This is a genomic window from Chrysanthemum yellows phytoplasma, assembly GCF_000803325.1.
In the GTDB taxonomy this organism is placed as follows: Bacteria; Bacillota_I; Bacilli_A; order Acholeplasmatales; family Acholeplasmataceae; genus Phytoplasma; species Phytoplasma asteris.
Window position 1 is genome coordinate 1 of sequence record NZ_JSWH01000048.1, and the last position, 2200, is coordinate 2200.

The following is a 2200-nucleotide window of genomic DNA, read 5'->3' on the forward strand; positions in this document are numbered from 1 at the left end:
TGTAGATATATTTATAAAAAGTTCAATCATAAAAGAGAGGTAAAAAATGTCTTCTAATAAAACAAATATAAAAAAAATAAATTCATAAAAATTGATTCTGGAGAGAAAAAACCTCCTAAAAGTCCAAATGGTAAATACCCAATAATAGGAGGAAATAAAAAAACATATTCAAAAGGTAAAAGTGAAAGAGCAAATCAAAACGCAGGAACTATAACCATAGGAAGAGATAGCGGATATGTTCATTATCACGAAAAAACTTTTTGGGCATTGAGTAATTGTTTTATTATAAATACAAAAAATATAAAAGATTTAGAATATCAAACTTTATATAAATTATTACAAAAAAATCAAAAAGGCATTAAAAATTTAAAAAACTTAAATAAAAAAGGTAAAAATATTAAAACCAAAGATTTAGAATTTTTTTTGAACAATATATTAAATTTTTTTTAAGTAACATTTCTTTGCAAAAATATTTTACAATTAAAAATATTCACGGAGAACATCAAAAAACTGAACCATCTGGCAAATACTTATGGACCCATGGAGGAAAAGGACAAAAAAAGGAATATTGTAATAAATATAATACAGGATCTTATAGCGTAAAAATTACAAGAGGAGGAAAACAAAAAAATATTTGTTATCACAATGAAACTATTTTTGCCACTAATAATTGTTTTGTAATGATGTGTAAACCGAAACTATATGTAACCATTTATATAACTTTCTAATACAAAAGCAAGAAGAAATTAATAATTTTAGTTGTGTCCTGAATGCAAATCCATATTATATGGGAAGTAAAAATGATCTACTTTTTTATCTACAAGATTTTCCTTCATATTTGGAAAATTTAGAAAAACAAACCAAAGAACCTAAGACTAAAGAAATAATAGAAAAAACAATCAAACAAATAGATAAAATAAAAAATGAACTTTTAGGACATTTGGAACAAATCAAAAATGTAGACGAATGTTAATTTTAAGTTGTATTTATAATTTATATTAATAAAAAAACCACCCCAAAAGGTGGTTTTAATTTTATATTCTGTAGTCTCATATGGAAATAATTTTAAAATAGTTATAATATTTAATAAAAGACAATATAAAAAGATAAAAGTAGCCTTTTTGGGGCTACTCATTTGTTTATTTGGCTTAAGAAAGATATAGTTAAAAAAATAAAATCAGAAAATAATATGGTGGCTCCGGACAGAATCGAACTGTCGACACGAGGCTCTTCAGGCCACTGCTCTACCGACTGAGCTACAGAGCCTATGGCGGTCCGGACGGGACTTGAACCCGCGATCTCCTGCGTGACAGGCAAGCATGTTAACCACTACACCACCGGACCAATTTTGGTTGCGGGGATAGGATTCGAACCTATGACCTTCGGATTATGAGCCCGACGAGCTACCAAACTGCTCTACCCCGCGGTATAATATTTAATTGATGGCGGAGGAAGAGGGATTCGAACCCCCGCGTCCTTTCGGACCTCTCAGTTTTCAAGACTGACCCCTTCAACCGGACTTGGGTATTCCTCCAAAAAAATGGTGGACCCGGTAGGATTCGAACCTACGACCAACCGGTTATGAGCCGGTAGCTCTGACCAGCTGAGCTACAGGTCCATGGTAGCGGCAGAGGGATTCGAACCCTCGACCTCACGGGTATGAACCGTACACTCTCGCCAGCTGAGCTACACCGCCATCATTTTAAGATTAATATATTAATGTTAATGTTTTTATGGTGGAGCTTAGCGGGATCGAACCGCTGACCTTCTGTGTGCAAGACAGATGCTCTTCCAGCTGAGCTAAAGCCCCAAAATGGTACCTGGAGTCGGACTTGAACCGACACGGCTATAAACCATGGGATTTTAAGTCCCACGTGTCTACCGATTCCACCATCCAGGCAAACATATAAACATTTTTCGTATTTTGTATAAAAATAAAAAAAGAAAAAGAAAAAGAAAGATTAATAAAAAGTGGTATCCCGTGAAGGAGTCGAACCTTCGACACCTTGATTAAAAGTCAAGTGCTCTACCAGCTGAGCTAACGGGACAATAAAGTGGTGCCAAAAACAGGAATCGAACCCGTAACCTACTGATTACAAATCAGTTGCTCTACCTATTGAGCTATTTTGGCAATAAAATTATTGTTTTTCTATAAAAAAAGAATAAAAAAGATAGTAATTGTTTGGTAGAGGATGAGGGA

At 33.6% G+C, this 2200-nt stretch carries 3 protein-coding genes and 10 tRNA genes; 3 read left to right on the forward strand and 10 right to left on the reverse strand.

Annotation, left to right across the window (positions count from 1 at the left end):
- Positions 1-90 precede the first annotated feature (90 nt).
- From OL66_RS04540 to OL66_RS00750, 3 genes are read left to right on the forward strand one after another with little or no spacing between them, the layout of a single operon-like run.
- A complete protein-coding gene (locus OL66_RS04540; protein ID WP_425319135.1) occupies positions 91-450 on the forward strand; it encodes a restriction endonuclease subunit S in 360 nt (119 codons plus the stop codon).
- An 11-nt stretch (positions 451-461) separates the two neighbouring features.
- Positions 462-728 carry a hypothetical protein gene (locus tag OL66_RS00745; RefSeq protein ID WP_034172073.1) on the forward strand — a complete coding sequence of 89 codons (267 nt, stop codon included), beginning with the start codon at positions 462-464 and terminating at the stop codon, positions 726-728.
- Between the two features lie 59 nt (positions 729-787).
- On the forward strand, positions 788-973 hold the full coding sequence (locus tag OL66_RS00750) for a hypothetical protein (RefSeq protein WP_034172074.1): 186 nt from the start codon (positions 788-790) through the stop codon (positions 971-973).
- A 217-nt stretch (positions 974-1190) separates the two neighbouring features.
- Here OL66_RS00750 and OL66_RS00755 read toward each other — a convergent pair.
- The 10 genes from OL66_RS00755 to OL66_RS00800 all read right to left on the reverse strand — a co-directional run bounded on the left by OL66_RS00755 (position 1191) and on the right by OL66_RS00800 (position 2131).
- Positions 1191-1266: transfer RNA gene (locus tag OL66_RS00755), tRNA-Phe, on the reverse strand.
- 2 nt (positions 1267-1268) lie between these two features.
- Positions 1269-1344, reverse strand: a tRNA-Asp gene (locus OL66_RS00760).
- 5 nt (positions 1345-1349) lie between these two features.
- Positions 1350-1426, reverse strand: a tRNA-Met gene (locus tag OL66_RS00765).
- A 17-nt stretch (positions 1427-1443) separates the two neighbouring features.
- Positions 1444-1534, reverse strand: a tRNA-Ser gene (locus OL66_RS00770).
- 7 nt (positions 1535-1541) lie between these two features.
- Positions 1542-1618 (reverse strand) — tRNA-Ile (locus OL66_RS00775).
- 1 nt (position 1619) lies between these two features.
- A tRNA-Met gene (locus tag OL66_RS00780) sits at positions 1620-1696 on the reverse strand.
- A 38-nt stretch (positions 1697-1734) separates the two neighbouring features.
- Positions 1735-1810, reverse strand: a tRNA-Ala gene (locus tag OL66_RS00785).
- A gap of 4 nt (positions 1811-1814) precedes the next feature.
- A tRNA-Leu gene (locus OL66_RS00790) sits at positions 1815-1900 on the reverse strand.
- Between the two features lie 72 nt (positions 1901-1972).
- Positions 1973-2048, reverse strand: a tRNA-Lys gene (locus OL66_RS00795).
- 7 nt (positions 2049-2055) lie between these two features.
- Positions 2056-2131: transfer RNA gene (locus OL66_RS00800), tRNA-Thr, on the reverse strand.
- Positions 2132-2200 lie beyond the last annotated feature (69 nt).

Bases quoted from the DNA above. Each gene is read 5' to 3' on its own strand.
- OL66_RS00750 (WP_034172074.1), top strand. From the start codon at position 788: ATGGGAAGTAAAAATGATCTACTTTTTTATCTACAAGATTTTCCTTCA.